The sequence below is a fragment of the Microbacterium sp. MMO-35 genome (assembly GCF_037147555.1).
Classification (GTDB): Bacteria; Actinomycetota; Actinomycetes; order Actinomycetales; family Microbacteriaceae; genus Microbacterium.
The window spans coordinates 57610-76432 of the sequence record NZ_JBBCVH010000008.1 but is presented as its reverse complement, the minus strand read 5'-3'; the positions used below and the strand labels follow the sequence as shown (position 1 = coordinate 76432).

At 70.7% G+C, this 18823-nt stretch carries 16 protein-coding genes and 1 riboswitch; of the genes, 3 read left to right on the top strand and 13 right to left on the bottom strand.

Going from position 1 to position 18823, the window contains the following annotated elements:
- Positions 1-103: 103 nt before the first annotated feature.
- Together WFJ01_RS15440 and WFJ01_RS15435 are read left to right on the top strand one after the other, a co-directional pair.
- Entirely contained in the window at positions 104-1027 is a 924-nt protein-coding gene (locus WFJ01_RS15440; RefSeq protein ID WP_336629554.1) for a LysR substrate-binding domain-containing protein, read from the top strand.
- Positions 1028-1256: 229 nt separating this feature from the next.
- Positions 1257-2600 (top strand): HNH endonuclease, encoded by a 1344-nt coding sequence (locus tag WFJ01_RS15435; protein ID WP_336629553.1) that lies wholly within the window; start codon positions 1257-1259, stop codon positions 2598-2600.
- A gap of 183 nt (positions 2601-2783) precedes the next feature.
- Here WFJ01_RS15435 and WFJ01_RS15430 read toward each other — a convergent pair whose 3' ends face one another.
- The 10 genes from WFJ01_RS15430 to WFJ01_RS15385 form a co-directional block, all read right to left on the bottom strand.
- Positions 2784-4730 carry a primary-amine oxidase gene (locus tag WFJ01_RS15430; protein WP_336629552.1) on the bottom strand — a complete coding sequence of 649 codons (1947 nt, stop codon included), beginning with the start codon at positions 4728-4730 and terminating at the stop codon, positions 2784-2786.
- Positions 4731-4755: 25 nt separating this feature from the next.
- Positions 4756-6303 carry an APC family permease gene (locus tag WFJ01_RS15425; RefSeq protein WP_336629551.1) on the bottom strand — a complete coding sequence of 516 codons (1548 nt, stop codon included), beginning with the start codon at positions 6301-6303 and terminating at the stop codon, positions 4756-4758.
- Positions 6304-6472: 169 nt separating this feature from the next.
- Positions 6473-7930 carry an MFS transporter gene (locus WFJ01_RS15420; RefSeq protein WP_251438483.1) on the bottom strand — a complete coding sequence of 486 codons (1458 nt, stop codon included), beginning with the start codon at positions 7928-7930 and terminating at the stop codon, positions 6473-6475.
- 215 nt (positions 7931-8145) lie between these two features.
- Complete coding sequence (locus tag WFJ01_RS15415) at positions 8146-8502, bottom strand: Fe-S protein (RefSeq protein ID WP_251438482.1); 357 nt, start codon at positions 8500-8502, stop codon at positions 8146-8148.
- Between the two features lie 132 nt (positions 8503-8634).
- On the bottom strand, positions 8635-9108 hold the full coding sequence (gene ribH / locus WFJ01_RS15410; RefSeq protein ID WP_336629550.1) for a 6,7-dimethyl-8-ribityllumazine synthase: 474 nt from the start codon (positions 9106-9108) through the stop codon (positions 8635-8637).
- Positions 9105-10394, bottom strand: a complete 1290-nt coding sequence (gene ribA, locus WFJ01_RS15405; RefSeq protein ID WP_336629549.1) for a GTP cyclohydrolase II — start codon at positions 10392-10394, stop codon at positions 9105-9107. The genes ribH and ribA overlap by 4 nt, the downstream gene beginning before the upstream one ends.
- The gene (locus WFJ01_RS15400) at positions 10391-11095 is read right to left on the bottom strand and encodes a riboflavin synthase (RefSeq protein ID WP_336629548.1); all 705 of its coding nucleotides are present in this window, start codon (positions 11093-11095) and stop codon (positions 10391-10393) included. Before WFJ01_RS15400 ends, ribA begins: the two co-directional genes overlap by 4 nt.
- The gene (ribD, locus tag WFJ01_RS15395) at positions 11095-12177 is read right to left on the bottom strand and encodes a bifunctional diaminohydroxyphosphoribosylaminopyrimidine deaminase/5-amino-6-(5-phosphoribosylamino)uracil reductase RibD (protein ID WP_336629547.1); all 1083 of its coding nucleotides are present in this window, start codon (positions 12175-12177) and stop codon (positions 11095-11097) included. Before ribD ends, WFJ01_RS15400 begins: the two co-directional genes overlap by 1 nt.
- 51 nt (positions 12178-12228) lie before the next feature.
- Positions 12229-12378: riboswitch (FMN riboswitch) on the bottom strand.
- An 82-nt stretch (positions 12379-12460) separates the two neighbouring features.
- Entirely contained in the window at positions 12461-13336 is an 876-nt protein-coding gene (locus WFJ01_RS15390; protein WP_251438477.1) for an Fpg/Nei family DNA glycosylase, read from the bottom strand.
- A gap of 157 nt (positions 13337-13493) precedes the next feature.
- Positions 13494-14063: a GNAT family N-acetyltransferase gene (locus tag WFJ01_RS15385; RefSeq protein ID WP_336629546.1), complete on the bottom strand. Its 570-nt coding sequence runs from the start codon at positions 14061-14063 to the stop codon at positions 13494-13496.
- A gap of 298 nt (positions 14064-14361) precedes the next feature.
- Between WFJ01_RS15385 and WFJ01_RS15380 the strand changes: the two genes are divergently transcribed.
- A complete protein-coding gene (locus WFJ01_RS15380; RefSeq protein ID WP_336629545.1) occupies positions 14362-15216 on the top strand; it encodes a hypothetical protein in 855 nt (284 codons plus the stop codon).
- Between the two features lie 331 nt (positions 15217-15547).
- Here WFJ01_RS15380 and trpS read toward each other — a convergent pair whose 3' ends face one another.
- From trpS to WFJ01_RS15365, 3 genes are read right to left on the bottom strand one after another with little or no spacing between them, the layout of a single operon-like run.
- Positions 15548-16552, bottom strand: coding sequence for a tryptophan--tRNA ligase (trpS, locus tag WFJ01_RS15375; protein WP_336629544.1), 1005 nt, complete (start codon positions 16550-16552; stop codon positions 15548-15550).
- 58 nt (positions 16553-16610) lie between these two features.
- On the bottom strand, positions 16611-17504 hold the full coding sequence (locus WFJ01_RS15370; protein WP_336629543.1) for an exodeoxyribonuclease III: 894 nt from the start codon (positions 17502-17504) through the stop codon (positions 16611-16613).
- 9 nt (positions 17505-17513) lie between these two features.
- Positions 17514-18731 (bottom strand): YihY/virulence factor BrkB family protein, encoded by a 1218-nt coding sequence (locus WFJ01_RS15365; RefSeq protein WP_336629542.1) that lies wholly within the window; start codon positions 18729-18731, stop codon positions 17514-17516.
- Positions 18732-18823: the final 92 nt, after the last annotated feature.

The following is an 18823-nucleotide window of genomic DNA, read 5'->3' as shown; positions in this document are numbered from 1 at the left end:
TTCCTGCTCTGGTGCTGCTGCTCCTCCATGCTCCCGAGAACGCTGATATCTGTACACTTCACAGAATCGAAGACGTGCATCAGTCTGATTGATACTGTGAGGCATGGCCAGACTGCACAGCGCCGACATGACCCTCGTCCAGCTGAGGTACTTCGTCACCGCCGCGTCCTACCGCTCGATGACCGAGGCGTCCGTCGACCTGCACGTCGCCCAGTCGGCGGTGTCGACGGCGATCGCCCAGCTGGAGCGGTCCCTGGGCGTGCAGCTGTTCGTGCGCCAGCGCAGCAAGGGCCTCGCGCTGACGGAGGCGGGCGAGCAGCTGCTGCACGACGCGCAGTCCCTGCTCGCGCAGGTGGAGGAGATGGCGGACACCGTCCGGGGCCGCCACCATCAGGTGCGCGGCACCCTGCGACTGGCGTGCTTCGTCACCCTCGCGCCGTTCGTGCTGCCGCGCCTCATCTCGCGCGTCGAGCAGGAGCATCCCGACCTGCGCATCGAGATCATCGAGGCCGACATGGAGGGCACGACCGAGCTGCTGCTCTCGGGCGCGGTCGAGGGCGGCATCGTCTACGACTTCGGGCGGGTGCACGACCTGGCCTTCGATCCGCTCTTCTCGGCGGCTCCGCACGTGATCCTCGCCGCCGATCACCCGCTCGCCGATCGTGCCGAGATCGCGCTGGCGGACCTCGCCGAGAGCGAGCTCGTGCTCCTCGACCTGCCGCACTCGCGGGAGTACTTCCTGGGCATCCTCGAGGACGCCGGCGTCGCGCCGCGGGTGCGCTACAGCTCGCACAGCTACGAGACGGTGCGTTCGCTCGTCGCCCGCGGTCACGGCTACTCGATCCTGAACCAGGTGCCGCTCGCCGCCACCACCTACGACGGGGGCGCGCTCCGGGCGCTGCCGATCGCCGGTGAGGCGCCCCCGCTCGAGGTGTGCTTCGCCCGGGTCGCACGGGTGCGGCCGACCGCGCGGACGCGGGCGGTGGCCGCTCTCGCCCGCGAGCTGTTCGGCACCGATCCGCGCTGATGCGGCCACCGGCGATCGGGGGGCGTGTGGGGGTTCCCGCCGGGGTTGTTGGGCGAGGGGTTCCCTCCGGGGTCGTTGAGCGAGGACGCCGAAGGCGACCGAGACGAAACGGGGCTTCCTGCAGATCTCCGCCAAGCGTCGCCCGTGTTCCGGAGAATGCCTGTTCAGCGCGTGAATCCGGCTGTGGATAACTTTCGAAGATCTCTTCGATGCCTGGTAGGATCGAGGCATGACCAGCACCCTTGATCCGCTCCTGGAGGCCACCCGGCTTCTGGCTGCGGCGTGGGGTGATGCGTCCTCTGGTGCAGGGTTGTCGCGGGCGCAGCTGGTCGTCGTGAACGAGGCGATCGGGTCGGCGAGACGGTGTCTGGACGCGGTGCATGCGGAGGTCGCGGCGGGCATCGTCCACGAGTCACGCCCGGAGCTGGGGCCGGAGTCGTTGGCGAAGCAGCAGGGGTTCCGGACCACGGCGCAGTTGATCGCGACGACCACGGGCGCGACCACCGGCGACGCCGCCCGGCTGGTGCGAGTGGGAGAGGCGACGGCGCCACGCACGAACCTGATCGGGGAGTCGTTGCCCGCGAAGTTCCCGGCCGTACGCGAGGCGCTGTCGGCGGGCCGGATCGGCGCGGCCGTTGCGAGCACCATCGTGACTTTCCTGGAGCGGGCCCGACGGACCGTGGGCGCTGCATGCGGTGGTGAGGCCGAGGAGTTCCTCACCGCGAGGGCTCCGGGCCTCTCGCACGACGAGGTACGGCGGATGATCACTCGCCTGGAGGCGCATCTGGATCCGGACGGGCCGGCCCCGCGGGAGGACGAGCTGCGGGCGAGGGCCTCGCTGTCGATGTTCGAGCGGGACGGGATGCTGCACCTGACCGCGACTCTGGACCCGGCCCGGGGCGCGGCGGTGAAGACGGCGATCCAGGGATTCGTGTCGGCTGAGTTCGCCGCGAAACGAGACGGCCGTGATCCGCAGGCTCTCGATGCGGATCGGCGCCCGGTGACCGCGATCCAGGCGGACGCGCTCGTGCACCTCGCGGAGCATGCCTTGTCGTGTCTGAAGAACAAGACGTTGAACGGGGCGACGGTGATCGTCAGAGTGAACGCCGCGGATCTGGAGGCCGGGACCGGATCCGGACTCGTCGACGGGATCGAGCAGCCTGTCAGCATCGACACCGTCCGCCGCATGGCCGGCGGAGGCGGGACCCTTCGGTGGGCGTGCGGGGAGGACGGGGAAGTCCTGAACTGGGGTCGGGACCGGCGCCTGTTCAGCCGCGCCCAGCGTCTTGCCCTGGCCGAACGGGACGGCGGATGCGCGTTCTGCGGCCTGCCGCCGGGGATGACGAAGGCGCATCACATCGAGTGGTGGAAACGCGACCGCGGGCGCACGGATCTGAACAACGGGGTGTTGTTGTGCGAGACGTGTCATCATCTGATCCACGACAACGGCTGGGGTATTCGCATCGAAGGGATCGGCGTACGCGCGAAGGTCTGGTTCTTGCCGCCACCGTCGACCGACCCGAATCGAACACCGCGCCTCGGCGGACGAGCACGCACGGAACTCGTGGCCTGACGGTCCGGTCGCACGCGCTGATGCCACCGCCGGGGTCGTTGAGCGAGGGCGTGCCGGGGGCCCCGCCGGGGTCGTTGAGCGAGGACGCCGAAGGCGACCGAGACGAAACGCGGTGTCCTCACGAGAGCACCGCGTTTCGTCTCGCTCCGGCTGCGTCGGCGCTCGCTCAACGACCCCAGGAGGTCAGCAGCGGCACTCGCCGTCGGGGCAGTGCACGCAGGCGTGACCGCTCGGCGACGGCGGCACGTCGAGTGCGGGGTTCTTGTCGAAGAACCCGGTCGGCTTGAGCGTGAAGCCGGTGTAGTCCACGGGCATGATCGGCCAGTCCTCGGTGCGCGGGAAGTGCGTCAGGCCGAAGCTGTGCCAGAGCACGATGTCCTCACCGTCGATCCCGCGGTCCGCCTTCTGGAACTCCGGCAGGCCCGGGGATCCGACGCTCTGGTTCACGAAGTCCCCGGCGGGGTAGCGCTCGCCCTCCGCGTAGCGGGTGACCCACAGGTGCTCGGTCGCGAAGGCCGCCCGCCTGCTGATCGACGAGCCGTCGGCGGCGGCGAGCGTCGGCTGACCCTCGGGGAACAGCGTGTAGGCGACGGGCTCGCCCACGACGTTGCGCTTCTCGGTGTTGACGACCTCCCACACCCGGCCCAGCGAGCCGTCCGCGCGGCGCCGGGCCTCCGACTCGGTGCCCAGCACCCGACGGGACCGGGCGAACGCGTTGCCGTGCGGGTTGCCCTCGCCCTGCGGCACCCGCTTCAGATCGAGCTCGTGAACGGCGTTGCGCTCGCCGTCGACGGCCATGTCGAGCCGCGCGCAGAAGAGGTGCTGGTGATAGGGCGCCGCAAGCCCCGGAGCGATCTGCGAGGCGTAGGGGTAGCCCTCGCCGGGGTAGCGCGCGGTGAACACGATGCCCGTCGCCTTGGCCTCGAACTGGATCGTGCCGTCCAGGGAGAAGTACCAGTAGAAGCCGTAGTCGTAGTTGCCGACGGTGGTGAAGAAGCTCACCACGAGCCGGCGCTGGCGGCGCGACGAGCGGTGCTGCGCCCACTCGTCGGTGTGCTTCCAGAGAAGTCCGAAGTCCTCCTCGTGGATGCAGATGCCCTGCGGGATCTCCCGGGGATTGCCGAAGTCGTCCGCGACCACGGGGGAGAGGTAGGTGATCTCACCGAGGCAGTCGCAGCCGAGCTCGAGCGAGTTCGCGTCGCGGCCGACGAGGTACTCGCCGGTGTCGAAGTAGTTCTGCCAGGAGCGGTACGGAGCGGGATCCCCGTAGGGCACGACCATCTCCGCGATCGAGGCGCGCTCGACGATGGAGCGACGGGTGCCGTGGTCGTCGAACCCGATCTGGCCGAGCACGAGCCCCTCCCGCGCATCGAAGCCGACGTGCAGGTCCCACTTCTGCCAGCGCAGCACGTTGCCGTCGAGGGTGAAGCTCGGGCCCTCCGGCTGGGTGATGTGCAGGGGCTTCAGATCGGTGCGGAGGGGACCGGTGATCTCCGGATCCTCGAAGTTGTCGTTCGCCATCGGGATCGCCGCCGGACCGTCGTCGATGATCCGCACGACTTTCCGCTCGATCATGTCGACGAAGGCGACCAGCTGATCCACCGGGTGGCCCCAGGCGTAGTCGTGCTCGTCCCGCTGCACGAAGGCGAGGCCGCGCAGCAGGCGCCTGCCCTCCTCGCCGTCGTAGTCGAAGATGCCCGCGCTCAGCGGAGCCACTCGCACCTCATCCGGGGTGAGTCCGCGGGAGGCGAGCGCGGACCGCCAGCCCTCGTCGGCCTTGAGGATCCCCTCGATCGCGTCGAACTCCTCGAACAGCACGGGGGCCTGACCGCTCAGGGCGGGGTCGACGTCGACCGCCGAGATCGTGGTGCCGGCGCGGAGGTCGATCAGCACGTCGGTGGTCGCGCCGGTCGCGGTGTCGAGCAGGATGGCCCTGGCCTCGCGCGGCACCGGCCCGCCGGAGCGGAGCACGGACTTCGCCGGCTCGCGGAGCGAGAGGTACGCGACGCGCACGCTCTCGCCGAGGCGGCCCTCGGCGACGAGGTGGTCGCGCGCGGCGGTGATCTCGGTGGCACTCAGCGGATCCAGCGGGTGGGTGGCGACGCTCGTCGCGGTCTCGGGAATGGTCACGGTGTCTCCTTCTGGCGGACCGGGGTCACGGGATGCGGGTGGCGGGGCGGTTGTCGTGGGCCGCGAGCGCGTCGACCTCCGCGGCCGACTCGGCGGCGGGATCGTCGGGAGAGTATCCCGGGCGGCGCCGTTCGTACAGGTAGCCGACGAGGGCGAGCAGGGCGATCACGACGAGGGTGCTGATCGTGAAGCCCTCGAAGGTGAGGCGATCGACCCCCCACACGTCGTGGAAGTCGTAATCGACGCCGAAGAGGGCCTCCAGCGTGCCGGGGAAGACGGCGACCCAGGATCCCAGCACGACCCAGGCGTAGATGACGACCGTGCAGATCCACAGCCCCGCGGTGCCGCCCGGCACGCGGAACGGGCGCGGGACGTCGGGGTGCTTCCGGCGCAGCGCGATGACCGTGGGGAAGATCACCAGGTACGACAGCAACAGGGTGGAGATCGCCACCGTCAGCACGACCGTGAACGCGGCGGCGGCGCTGCCGCTGAGCAGCACGGTCGCGGCGATGCAGAAGACGGTGGCGACGATGCCGGAGAGCATGTTCATCCGCACCGGGGTGCCCAGGCGCGGCGAGAACCGGCCGAAGTAGCGGAAGAAGGCCCCGTCGGCGCCCGCCGCGGCCTGCACCCGGTCGGACGCGATCATCCAGGCGCTCGCCTGCGTGAGCACGACGAAGACGAAGACGATCGCCGCGAGCCACATGAGCGGGCCCGCCGCGGGGCCGTAGACCCGGAACACCTCCTTGAAGGCGTCCAGCAGGCCGGTGGCGCCCTGCACCTTGTCGGCGGGGAGCACGGCGAGGATGGCGAAGATCGGCACGAGGTAGCACAGGATCGAGATCAGGCCCGAGGAGGCCACCGCCTTGGGCACGTCCTTCTGCGGGTCGCGCATCTCCTCGGCGGCGCCGTTGGGGGCCTCGAAGCCGACGACCGCGAACAGGATCACGGGAGTCACGGCGAGGAAGCCGCCGAGGGTGGGAGAGAACTCGCCGGCCGCGTAGCCGTGCACGCCGTTCTGGAGGGCGTAGATCACCACCGTGACGACGAAGATCGCCAGGAGCGCCACCTTCGCGATACCACCGACGGCGACGATGATCTTGCCGTAGCGCAGTCCGATGATCGCGACGAGGATCGCGAGCCAGATGAACCCGATCTTGAAGACGTAGTCGCCGATGCTGCCCGAGGGCAGAGGAGAGATGTAGGCGTCCCAGGTGGCCGCCGAGATGAACACGAGCGAGCCGCCCATCCAGAGCGGGTTGGTGATCCAGTAGAACATCGTGGCGATCGAGGCGGCGAGCTTGCCGAAGGCCAGGCGGACCCAGACGAACGGGCCGCCCTCCTCATGGAAGGCGCTGCCGAGCTCGGAGACGACGAAGGCATAGGGGAGCAGGAACGTCACGCCGATCACCAGCGTCCAGGTGAACGCCTGCGCCCCGCCTCCCGCGGCGATCTGGGCGACCGTGTCGATCGAGATGATGGCTGCGATCGACAGGAAGATGATGTCGAGTCGGCCCAGCGTCTTGCGGAAGTTCTCGGTGCGTATGGCGGATGTGGCGATCTCAACGCTCATCAGGACTCCTCTGTCCGTCTCGTGCGGATCTGCGCGGCGCCGTGCAGGGCTGCGACGGTGCTCTTCGGGTGATGGAGCCAGTCAACCCCGCCCGGGTTCGATCGCGCCAATACACAGTAAAGCGGCGCTGCATCAATTGAAATGATGCAGCGCCGCCGATGCCCCCGGCTCAGAGCAGAGCGGGGGCGCCGAGGTCGTCCTCGTACGCGTGGTCCTTGGTCTCCGGGATGAGGATGAGCGCGATCAGCGTCAGCACCGCCATCGCCGAGAGGTAGATCCCGACGAGCACGGGGGAGCCGTCGGCCAGCTGCCAGAGCCACACCGCGATCAGCGGCGCGACGGCCGCGCCCAGGATCGAGGACACGTTGTAGGCGACGGCGGACCCCGTGTAGCGGACGTTGGTGGGGAACAGCTCGGGCAGCAGGGCGCCCATCGGGCCGAAGGTCGTGCCCATGAGCAGGAAGCCCAGGATGAGGAACGACTGCGTGAGGACCACCGCGAAGGGCTCGCCGGCATGCCGGCCGAGGAACAGCGGGAACGTGAAGCCGAACAGGATGATCGCGACCGTGGTCCAGATCAGGAGCTTCCGGCGGCCGATCCGGTCCGCCCAGGGGCCGGACAGCAGGGTGAAGATGCCGAAGAAGACCACGCCGACGATCTGCATCACCACGAAATCGGTGTAGCCGAAGCCCTGGCCCGGATAGAACTGCGCGGCGAACGCGGCCGCATCGAACGGGGCGCCCTTGGCTTCGGCCGCCTTCTGCGCGGCGGCCGAGGCGACCTCCACCGACGACGGCTTGGTGCCGAACGAGAGCGTGAAGTTCGTCATCAGGTAGAACAGCACGTAGGTGGCGAGCATCACGAACGTGCCCAGCACGAGGTGCTTCCCGTGGTGGCGGAACACCGTCGCCAGCGGGAGCTTGCGGATCGCGCCGGTGTCCTCGGCCTTCTTGAACGTCTGCGACTCGACGAGGCGGAGCCGCACCCACAGGCCGATCACGACCATGACCGCGGAGAACAGGAACGGCACCCGCCATCCCCAGCTCAGGAAGGCCTCGGACTTCTGCGTCGGGTCCGTGGCGTGCGGCAGGAGCGCGTTGATGATGAGGAACAGGCCGTTGGCGATGATGAACCCGAGCGGTGCGCCCAGCTGCGGGAACGAGCCGTACCAGGCGCGCTTGCCCTCGGGTGCGTTCTCGGTCGCGACCAGGGCCGCGCCCGACCACTCACCGCCGAGGGCGAACCCCTGCGCGAGCCGCAGGATGAGCAGCAGCAGCGCCGCCCACCAGTTGATCTGCTGGAAGGTCGGCAGCACCCCGATCAGGAACGTCGCGATGCCCATGGTCAGCAGCGAGGCGACGAGCGTGGCCTTGCGTCCGTACCGGTCGCCGAAGTGCCCGAACACCATGGCGCCGATCGGGCGGGCGATCATCGCAGCGCCGAAGACGCCGAACGACGCGAGCAGCGCCGTCGTGTCGTTCCCGGTCGGGAAGAACAGGATGGGGAAGACCAGGACCGCCGCGGTCGCGTACACGTAGAAGTCGTAGAACTCGATCGTGGTGCCGATGAGGCTGGCGAGGATCACCCTCGATCGGGGATTCGCGGGTGCGGTCGTCTCGGTGCTCATGCGGTCCTCCGGTCGGTGCGTCGGTCAGTGCCCGTCAGGCCCCCAACCGCACGACGAGCACGGGGGAGTCTACGCCCGGCGTTCAGCGGATCCACAGGCGGACACGCGCGCACGGCGGAGTGTGACGCCGCCGCCGGGATCCGGAAACGCGAGAACGCGGGATCCGACGGATCGGATCCCGCGTTCTCGCCGTCTCTGCGGAGGTCAGTGCGGCGTCACCAGATGGCGGCGATGCCCGCGTTCGCGGCGGTCAGGATGCCGACGAGCCAGAACATCGCCGGCGGGACGGCCTGGCCGCGCTTCTGGCGGGCCGAGCCGATGCCGATCAGGGCGCCGATGATCAGCAGGATCACGAGCTTGGTGCCGATCTTGGCGTAGTTCATGCTCACGCCTTCGGGGAGGCCCCAGGGCGCGGCGAGGGCGAGCCCGGCGACGCCGGCGATCGCGAGGCCGGTGTTCATCAGGCTGGTCATCTGCTTCTTGCCGCCGAAGGCCTGCACGGCCCAGGCGCCGAACAGCGTGGCGAAGCCGAGGAGATGGACGAACAGCACGATGTGGCGCAGGGTTTCCATGACCTCAGGCTAGGCCCGGGCGGGTTCCGGCGCCAGGAAGGTACACCTCTCCCACCGTCTCCAACTGCGAGTCGTCTCCCTGAGCACGACCGATAGACCGTGCTCAGGGAGACGACTCAGGAGTCGCGGCGGTCAGCCGCGCAGGGAGCGGATGACCTGGGCCGTGCGCAGCGCGGCGTCGGCCGCCTCGGCGCCCTTGTCCTCCTTGGAGTCCGGAAGGCCCGCGCGATCGAGTCCCTGCTGCTCGTCGTCCAGGGTGAGCACGCCGAAGCCGACGGGCTTGCCGGCGTCGAGGGCGACCCGCGTGAGACCGTCGGTCGTGGCGGCCGAGACGTACTCGAAGTGCGGAGTCCCGCCCCGGATGATCACTCCGAGTGCGACCACGGCATCGGCGCCGCCGGCGAACGCCGCCTGCGCGGCGACCGCGAGTTCGAACGAGCCGGGCACACGCACCAGGCGGTGGTTCGCCCCGGTCTCCTCGAGCACGCGCTGCGCGCCCGCGATGAGACCGTTCGTGATCGTCTCGTGCCAGGTGCCGGCGACGATCACGACGTTCAGGCCGCTCGCGTCGAATCCGCCGGTCTCGGGTGCTCCTGCGCCGCTCATGCGCGGTCCTCTCCGTTGTCCGTACCGTTCGCGGCCAGGGCGGCGGCGAGTTCGGACTCGCCGATGATGTGACCCATGCGGTCGCGCTTGGTCTCGAGGTACTGGTGGTTGTTGGGGCCGACGCCGACGATCAGCGGAACCTGCTCGATCACATCCAGGCCGAGGTCGCGCAGTTGCGCCACCTTGTCGGTGTTGTTCGTGAGCAGGCGCACCTTCCTGACGCCCAGATCGGTCAGGATCCCGGCCGCCGCCGCGTAGTCGCGGGCATCCGCGGGCAGGCCCAGCGCGAGGTTCGCATCGACCGTGTCGAGACCCTCCTCCTGCAGGGCGTAGGCGCGCAGCTTGTTGATGAGACCGATGCCGCGTCCCTCGTGGCCCCGCATGTAGATGACGATGCCGCCGTCCTGCTCGATGGCGTCGAGGGCCGCTTCGAGCTGAGGACCGCACTCGCACTTGAGGGATCCGAACGCCTCGCCGGTCAGGCACTCGGAGTGCACCCGCACGAGGGCCGTCTCCGTGGGCTCGCCCGAGACGACCGCGATGTGGTCGGTGCCGGTGATGCGGTCCTTGTACGCGAGGAAGCGGAACACGCCGTGCGTGGTCGGCACGGTCGCGTCGGCGCGCAGGCTCACCCTGCGGCGGGTGTTGCTCGCGACGCAGTCGGCCTCGTCGCGCGGATCGACCTCGTTGAGATGCGCGACGAGCTGCTCGATCGTGATCACCGGGATCCCGTCGCGCTCGCCGAGCTCCAGCAGTCCGGGCAGGCGCATCATGCTGCCGTCCTCGGCGACGACCTCGGCGATCGCGCCGACCGGGCGCAGGCCCGCGAGACGCATGAGCTCGACGGCCGCCTCGGTGTGCCCGCCGCGCTGACGCACACCGCCGTCGACCGCACGCAGCGGCAGCACATGGCCCGGGCGGATGAGGTCGGACGGGGTGGAGGAGGCATCGGCCAGCACGTTCAGCGTGCGGGCGCGGTCGGCCGCGCTGATGCCCGTGGTGACGCCGGAGGCGGCGTCGACGCTGATCGTGTACGCCGTGCCGCGGGCGTCCTCGTTCGCCTCGACCATGGGCGGGAGGTTCAGCGCGTCGACGATGTCCGCGGGCATGGGCGCGCACAGGTACCCGGAGGTCCAGCGCACGGTCCAGGCGATCCATTCGGGAGTCGCGAGCTCGGCGGAGAGGATGACGTCCCCCTCGTTCTCGCGGTTCTCGTCGTCCGCGACCAGCACGGGGCGGCCGGCGCGGAGCGACTCCAGCGCCTCTTCGATGGTGGAAAGGCTCATCGCGAGCCTCCTTCCGTGATGGCGGCGCGGTCGGCGCCGGGGCCTGCGGCCGTGTCTTCGGGAACGCCGGCGGCACGGAAGGCGAGCAGACGCTCGACGTGCCGGGCGAGGATGTCGGTCTCGAGGTTCACGCGGTCGCCGGCGACGCGGGATCCGAGCGTGGTCGCGGCGAGCGTCTCGGGGATCAGGGAGACCTCGAACCAGTCCGCCCCTTTCGCACCCGTCTGCGCGCCGGGCGCGGGGGGCGCGCTCACGCTGCTCACGGTGAGCGACGTGCCGTCGACCGAGATGGATCCCTTGTCGACGACCAGGGGGGCGAGGTCGTGCGGCAGGGAGATCCGCAGGACGCTCCACTGCGCTCCCGGGCGTACCTCGAGCACCTCGCCGACACCGTCGACGTGGCCCTGCACGATGTGGCCGCCCAGGCGCGCGCCGACCGGCATCGCCTTCTCGATGTTCACGCGTGTGCCCACGGTCGCGCCGCCGATCGCGGCGACGTCGAGCGTCTGCTTCATGACGTCGGTGTCGAACGTGTCGGCGGTGGATCCGACCACGGTCAGGCACACGCCGCTCACGGCGATCGACTCGCCGTGCACCGCGTCGGACGCGGCCTTCGGCGCACGCACGGTCAGCCGCCAACCGTCGCCCGCGGGCGCGATCGCGGTGATCTCGCCGATCTCCTCGATGATTCCGGTGAACATCAGGCAGCTCCTTCGTTCCGGGAGATGTACTCGTCTGCGGGGAGGGTCGACCCGGCCGTGTCCTCCGCGGCGCCGGCCGGACGGGCGACCGCCAGCAGATCCGCCCCGAGCGGCAGCCACCGGTCGACGATCAGGCGCCGGGCCTCATCGATCGTGGTCACGCCGATGTCGCCGAGTGCGAGCTTCGGACCGCCGAGCAGCACAGGGGCCACATACGCCAGGACCTCGTCGGCGAGGCCGGCCGCGAGGAACGCGCTGGCGAGCGTGGGACCGCCCTCGATGAACACGCGCTGGATCCCGCGATCCCGGAGGTCCGCGAGGACGCCGTCGAGGTCGTGGCCGGGGTAGAAGAGCGGCGCCTGCGGATGCCGTCGCACGGCGGCGTCCGACGGGGTCTCCCGTGCGCCGATCACCACGGGTACCGGCTGGTGGGGATGCAGTGCGGCGCCGTCGCGCGCGGTGAGCGCGGGGTCGTCCGCGAGCACCGTCCCCGTGCCGACCACGATCGCGTCCGCGGCGGCACGACGGCGGTGCACGTCGGCCCGCGCCTCGGGACCGGTGATCCACTGACTGGATCCGTCTGCGGCGGCGGCGCGGCCGTCCAGGCTCTGCGCCCACTTCACGGTGACGTGCGGTCGGCCCAGCCGCTGCACCGTCAGCCAGTCGTCGATCAGGGCGTGCGCGGACGCGGCCTGCTCGCCGGCCACGACGTCGATCCCCGCGGCGCGCATCCGCTCCGCGCCTCCGCCGGAGACCGCCCCGGGGTCGTCCAGCGCGTAGCGCACGCGTGCCACGCCGGCGTCGATGAGCGCCTGCGCGCAGGGGCCGGTGCGCCCGGTGTGGTTGCACGGCTCGAGCGTGACCACGGCGGTCGCGCCGCGCAACTGGTCCGGGGTGAGCTTCGAGAGCGCGTCGACCTCGGCGTGCGGGGTTCCCGCGCCGCGGTGCCAGCCCTCGGCGAGCACGTCGCCCGCGGGGGAGAGGATGACGGCGCCGACCTGGGGGTTCAGCCCCCGGGGCCCGCGGCGGGCGATCTCGAGCGCATGGGTCATCGCCGCCCGCTCCGCCGCTGTCGCCGTCATGTCGCCTTCTTCGTCCTGGTCCAGATGCCGGGGGCGGGCGCACGACGATCGTGCGTGCTGCCTCTCATCCGGACTCGCAAGCCTTCGCTCGCATCACCGTCGGTCCCGGAATTCCACCGGATCGGCCTCGGATCCGTGTCGGATCCTCGGTTCGCGGACTGTCACCGCCGGTTCGGATTCTCACCGACCCCGGAGCACGTTGTGTTGCTCTCAGCTTAGTCAACGCGCGGATGCCGGTTTCATTCCGATGGATGCGTCTGTGACTGCTCATGTCGGGCCGAGGTCACTTGAGCAGCCGGGACAGCCGGCGGTCGGCCAGCACTTTGCCGCCGGTCTGACACGTCGGGCAGTACTCCAGGGAGCGGTCGGCGAAGAACACGCTGCGCACGGTGTCGCCGCAGACCGGGCAGGGCTCACCGCGGCGGGCGTGCACCTGCATGCCGCGCCGCTTCGCGTCCTTCAGGTCGGCGGGGGGCTTGCCGCTCGCGGCCGCCACCGCTTCGCGCAAGGTGGTCTGCATCGCGTCGTACAGCCGGGTCACGTCGTCCTCGTCGAGTCCGCCGGCGGGCGCGTAGGGCGACATCCGGGCCGCGTGCAGGATCTCGTCCGAGTAGGCGTTGCCGATCCCGCCGATGACGGCCTGGTCGCGCAGCAGCCCCTTGATCTGCGTGCGCCGTCCCGTGAGCAGCGCCGCGAACGCCCCCCGGGTGAACGCGGGGTCGAGGGGATCGGGTCCGAGCCGGGCGATTCCCGGCACGTCGTCGGGATCGCGGACGACGTACACCGCCAGCGACTTCTTGGTGCCGGCCTCGGTGAGGTCGAATCCGCTGCCGTCGTCGAACGCGATCCGCAGGGCGATCGGCGACTTGCCCGGCCGGATCAGCGTCGTGGGAAGCGCGTCGTACCAGCGCAGCCATCCGGCCTTCGCGAGGTGGAACACGAGGTGCAGGCGCGGCTCGGCTTCGCTCCGCAGCGTCAGATCCAGGAACTTCCCGCGCCTCGTCGCGCCGCGGATCGTGGATCCGGGCAGCGCGGTGACCGGCGGGTCGTAGGTCTTGAGCGCCGAGATGGCCGATACCGACGCGCGCGTGATCGTCAGGCCGACCGCGCGCTCGCCGAGGAAGTCGACCAGCCCCTGCACCTCAGGCATCTCCGGCATGGGTTCATCCTGCCACCCGTGCCCGACATCGGGACAGGGCCGCCGGACTCGGGCCGCCGGACTCGCGCCGCCGCCGGACTCGGGCCGCCGGACTCGCGCCGCCGGACTCGGGCCGCCGCCGAGGCGCGCGGGCCGCGATCGGCGTCGAGGAGGGGAATCAGCCGAGGTCGATCGGCCAGGCGACCGGGGCGCGGTCGTCCGTGCGCAGGAGCCCCGCGAGCCATCCGTCGTCCCGCCCACGCGGGCTGGTGAGGAATCGGCGCTGCGTGCCCTCGAACCGGAAGCCGAGCCCGCGGGCGCTCCGAGCCGACGGGACGTTGCCCACCACGGCCCGCCAGGTGAGACGCGCGAGCCCGAGCTCGGCGAAGCCCCACTCGATCACGGCGCGGGCGGCCTCCGTGATGTAGCCGTTCCCCCGGGCCGGCGCGGCGACCCAGTAACCGACTTCGGCGTCGCCGCCCGTCGGGTGATCGGTGATGTGGTGCAGCCCGATCGCGCCGACGAGGAGCTCGTCCGCGTACATCGCCCACACGGTCTGGGATCCGTCCGCCCACCACTCGCCGATGAGCCGGACGAAGTCCGCGGCGTCCGTGCGGGCGTAGGGACTCGGGACGGTCGTCCAGCGGGGGATCGCCGGATCTTGGCACGCCTCGGTGATCGCGTCGACGTCGGCGGACGTCGGGGCGCGCAGGATCAGACGGGGCGTGCGCAGCTCGACCGGTTCCATCGTCTCAGCCTAGGGCGACGGTCTCCGCCTAGGGCGACGGTCTCAGCCTAGGGCGACGGCGGCGGGCTGCCCACCGCGCCGGCTCTCCACGGGGTGGCTCTGCCGCCGGCTCCCATACACAACGCAGGAGAAGAAGGGTCCAAATCCCAGATGAGCCCGGGCAACGGCTTGTTCTCCTGCGTTGTGTTCGCGCGGGAACCTGACTACGACTTCCTGCACAGGGCATGCAACGGAGCATCCGTGCACCGATCACGCGGAGGCGCCTCCGAGGCGGTGCGCGCGCGGGAACGATCGCCGTATGGCTGTCGTCGACGCGTTCGGGATTCCGCTGGATCGCTCCGTCTCCTTCCAGGAGCTCAGGGGAGCGGGGGTGACGCGTGCCCAGATCCGGGATGCGGTGCGCGAGGGCTGGCTGAGGCATGCGCGTCGCGACGTGTACCTCTCGGCGGGCGTGCCGGAATCGGTGTTCCGCGCACAGCGGGTCGGCGGGCGGCTCGATTGCGTCTCCGCCCTCGAGCTGATGGGCGTGTACGTGCACAAGAGATTCCGCCTGCACGTCCAGGTGGACCCGCGGCATGCCCGGCTCCGCTCGCCCGTGTCACGTGCGAAGAGGCTGGGCAGCGACAGTGCGAGCGCTGTCGTTCATTGGCGCGACGTGCGCGGCGACGCGCACACGGTCGATCCCGTCAGCGCGATCGTGCAGTCCTTCGGCTGCCAGGAGCCGCGGCACGTCGTCGCATCCATCGACAGCGCCTTGCACCTCGGGATCATCGACCAGGACGACCTCGACGAGATCTTCGCACGCGTCCCTCGCCGCTTCCGACGTCTTCGACGCCTCGTGGACGGGCGTGCGGAATCCGGCCCGGAGACACTGGCGCGCCTGCTGGTGCGGCAGTTCGGCCGGTCCGTCGAGGTGCAGAAGACGATCGCGGGAGTCGGGCGGGTGGATCTGGTCGTCGATGGCTGGATCGTGATCGAATGCGACAGCCGCGCGCATCACTCCGGGTGGACCCAGCAGGAGCAGGACCGATTTCGCGACCTCGCACTCGCTGCGCGCGGGTATGTCAGCATTCGTCCCACCGCCAACATGATCCTCACCACACCGCGTGTGCTCACAGATGCCGTCCGGGCTCTTCTGGCCCTTCGCCGCTGAGGCGGAGAGACAGAACGCAGGAGAAACGGCACCGAAAGGGCCGGGGACGCCCGAGGGGAGCGGATTCTCCTGCGTTGTGTCGGTGCGCGGGGTGCAACCCGCGGGAGCGGGCACCACGACGTCGGACCGCCATGGCTCTCGGGTCGCGACCCGCGCCGCCGTCACCCGCGCCGCGTCGCGACTCGCGCCGCGGCGGACCCGCGCCGCGTCGGGCCCGCGTCGTCGACCCAGACCCGCGCCGCGTCGGCCCCGCGCCGCCGTCGCGACCCGCCGCGTCGGACCCGCGCCGCGTCGGCCCCGCGTCGTCGACTCAGACCGGCGGCGCCGCGTGTCAGACCCGGCGGAGCAGGCCGACCCGGTCGTACACGTCGGCGAGGGTCTTGTCGGCGACCTCGTCGGCACGGGCGGCGTTGGCCGCCAGGATCCGATCCAGTTCGGCGGGATCGGCGAGCAGCTCGTTCGCGCGCTCACGAACCGGGCCGAACTCGTCCACCACGACCTCGGCGAGACCCTTCTTGAAGTCGCCGTAGCCGCGGCCCGCGTACTCGTCCTCGATCGCCGGGATCTGGCGGCCCGTGAGCGCGGCGTAGATCGTCAGCAGGTTCGAGACGCCGGGCTTGTTCTCGCGGTCGTACCGGACGGATCCCTCGTTGTCGGTCACGGCGCGCATGATCTTCTTCGCCGACTTCGCCGGGTCGTCCAGCAGCCACAGCACGCCGGCATCCGTCTCGGCCGACTTCGACATCTTGGAGGTCGGGTTCTGCAGGTCGTAGATCCGCGCGGTGTCCTTCTGGATCACCGGGATCGGCACGACGAACGCCTCGCCGAAGCGCGAGTTGAATCGCTCCGCGAGATCGCGGGTCAGCTCGACGTGCTGCTTCTGGTCGTCGCCGACCGGCACGACGTCGGTCTGGTAGAGCAGGATGTCGGCCGCCATCAGCACCGGGTAGGTGAACAGCCCGACCGACGTCGCGTCCGCGCCGAAGCGCGAGGACTTGTCCTTGAACTGGGTCATCCGGCCGGCCTCGCCGAAGCCCGTGATCGTGCTGAGGATCCAGGCGAGCTCGGCGTGCGCGCGCACGTGCGACTGCACGTACAGCGTCGACTGGGAGGGCTCGATGCCCGCGGCGATGTACTGCGCCGCGGTGCGACGGGTCTTCTCGCGCAGCTCGGCCGGGTCCTGGGGAACGGTGATGGCGTGCAGGTCGACCACGGAGAAGAACGCGTCGTAGGAGTTCTGCAGGTCCCGCCACTGCAGCAGCGCTCCGATGTAGTTGCCGGCCTGGAGGGAGTCGGCGGAGGGCTGCATTCCGGAGTAGAGGCGGGGTTTCGTCACGCGTCAATCCTACGGGGGCGGAGCACCGCCCCCGACGCGGGCAGCCGGCGGGACCCGATCAGAACGTGTAGTCGACGATCACCGGGGTGTGGTCGCTCCAGCGCTCGGCATAGGTCGCGGCGCGGGCGACGCGGTAGTTCGTGGCCCGCTCGGCGAGCGGGGCCGTGGCGAGGTGGTAGTCGATCCGCCAGCCCGAGTCGTTGTCGAACGCCTGGCCGCGCATGGTCCACCAGGTGTAGGGGCCGGCGACCTCCCCGGCCGCCGCGCGTCCGACGTCGACCCACCCGAGGCCGGTGCCGTCGCCCTCCGCCGCATAGGGGCGCGTGTCGCTGAGCTGGCCGACCATGCCCCGGCCGATGCCCTCCTGGCCGACGACGGGTTCGCCGGCGGCGCCGAGGAACCGATCGAAGTAGGCGCGCTCCCGCGCCAGGAAGCCGGACTTCTTGACGTTGCCCTTCCAGTTCAGGATGTCGAGCGGGCGATGGCCGACGTTGAGATCGCCGGTGACCAGCGCCATCGCGCCGTCGGCGCCGAGCTCGCGCATCCGGAGGGTCATCGCATCGAGGAACTTCCACTTCTCGTCCTGCTTGGGCGTGTCGGCCTCGCCGCTGTGCACGTAGGCGCTGACGACCGTGAGCGGAGTGCCGCCGAGGGAGAAGTCGGCCTCGAGCCAGCGGCCCTTCGAGTCGAAGTCATCGGGGCCGAGTGCGGTGCGGGACGCGACCGCGGGCTCACGGCTCAGCACGGCGACGCCCGCGCGCCCCTTCGCGGTCGCCTCATCGTGCAGGATCGACCAGCCGGGGAACGCCTCCTCGAGGTGGGCGTCCTGCGCGCGCACCTCTTGAAGGGTGAGGACGTCGACTCCGGCATCGTCGAGCCAGCCGTGCATCCCGTTGCGGACCGCGGCGCGGATCCCGTTGACGTTGACCGTGGCGATACGCAGGTGAGGCATGGATCCAGCCTAACGAGCGTCTCCGACATCGGTTTCCGGGCCCGGCGCGGCCAGAGCGCGCAGCCGCCGCGCGATCGGGGTCTCCGCGCTCGCGGCGCGTTCGGCCTCGACCTCGGCACGACGGCGGGCGGCGATCGCCAGGTCGTCCTCGGCGTCCTGCAGCGCGCGGGCGGCGCGCCGCCGCCGGTACCAGGGCGTGGCGCCCAGCACCGCGGTCGCCTCGCGCACGCGGATCGCCGCGTCGGCCTGAGCCTCCGCCAGCTCCCCGAGCCGACGCGCGAACTCGTCCTCCGGCACCAGCGCCTGATCCCGGTCCGATGCGGTCACCGCGATCCAGGCGGCGGCGACGAGGATCACGATCGCGACGAGGCGGAACCACAGCAGGAAGCCGATGATGACGGAGAACGTGGCCAGCAGCGGGTTCGTGGGGGAGTAGAGGAAGAGCAGCCCGGCGCCGACCTGGAGGATCGCGAGAGCCGCGCCGCCCAGGAGCGCCCCGGGCCAGATCGTGCGCCAGGGCAGTCTCGTGCCGGTGAGGAAGCGCACCAGCATGGCGAGCGCCGCGGCGTTGACGCCGAAGGAGAAGAGCAGCGACCCGGCCTGACTGAGCACGTTGACCCACATCGACGCGTCCTGGGCGCCGACCAGCCGCAGGATGCGTCGCAGCGCGCCGGTGCCGATCGCGCCGAGCGCGGCGGCGAGGATCTGCGCCAGACCGAACAGCAGCGCCGCGACCAGGTCCCGCGCCTTGAGCAGCAGGTAGTTGCGCCGGTCGAACGGCAGTCCGAAGATGTCGCGCACCGCCCGGCGGGCGAAGGTGACGAATCCGATCGCTGTCCACAGTGCGACGAGCAGGGCCACCGCACCGGTCGCGAGCAGCACGCTGGCGTTCTTGGTGGCGATGTCGGCCACGGCCTCGGGAGTGGCGAGACCGTGCTCGCTGATGAGGTGGGGGATCGCGCCGTTGATCAGGTCGATCATGTGCGCGATGGCCGCGTCGCTGGCACCCAGCCAGAGCCCCACGATCGCGAAGGCCGTGTAGAGGACAGCGAACACGGTGAACAGCGACTGATAGCTCAGACTGGCGGCCAGCAGGAAGCCGTTGTTCTGCAGGAAATGCCGCCACACCCGGATGGGGAAGGCGCGCATCGTGCGCCGGGTGATCGCGGCGGCGCGCCCGATCGGCGCCTCGAGGCGCGCACGCAGATCGGGCCCGGAATCCACCACGCTCTCACCCTAGCGATTGCGTTCGGCGGGCGATGTCCGTCTCGGACGGACGGGATCCGGCGCGTGCATCCTGCGCCGGGAGCGGATCCCCG